Origin of the sequence: Stenotrophomonas sp. SrG, from assembly GCF_050031795.1 — a bacterium.
In the GTDB taxonomy this organism is placed as follows: Bacteria; Pseudomonadota; Gammaproteobacteria; order Xanthomonadales; family Xanthomonadaceae; genus Stenotrophomonas; species Stenotrophomonas rhizophila_A.
In genome coordinates this window covers 1-235 of sequence record NZ_JBNBBE010001404.1, presented here as the reverse complement: position 1 = coordinate 235, position 235 = coordinate 1, and the positions used below count along the sequence as shown (strand labels likewise).

General features: G+C 63.0%; 1 protein-coding gene. It reads left to right on the top strand.

Annotation, left to right across the window (positions count from 1 at the left end; translation table 11 throughout):
* Window positions 1-2: 2 nt before the first annotated feature.
* A complete protein-coding gene (locus ACQG3P_RS24030; RefSeq protein WP_426806451.1) occupies window positions 3-176 on the top strand; it encodes a DUF2782 domain-containing protein in 174 nt (57 codons plus the stop codon).
* Window positions 177-235: the final 59 nt, after the last annotated feature.

The following is a 235-nucleotide window of genomic DNA, read 5'->3' as shown; positions in this document are numbered from 1 at the left end:
TGATGGACAACGGCGATGTGATCGAGGAGTACCGGGTCAGTGGACAGGTGCGCATGGTCAAGGTAACACCCTCGCGTGGTGAGCCGTACTACATGTACGAAGGAAGCCAGCACGGCGGCGTGGACCGGAGCAAGGATGGCACCTCGCCTGTGTCCTGGAAGCTCTACAGCTGGTGAGTTGGCCCTGCCGTACCCGCTGACGACTCCTGAACGACGCAAACCCCGCGACCCCGCCG

Coding starts and splice junctions, on each gene's coding strand:
- ACQG3P_RS24030 (WP_426806451.1), top strand. CDS start 3: ATGGACAACGGCGATGTGATCGAGGAGTACCGGGTCAGTGGACAGGTG.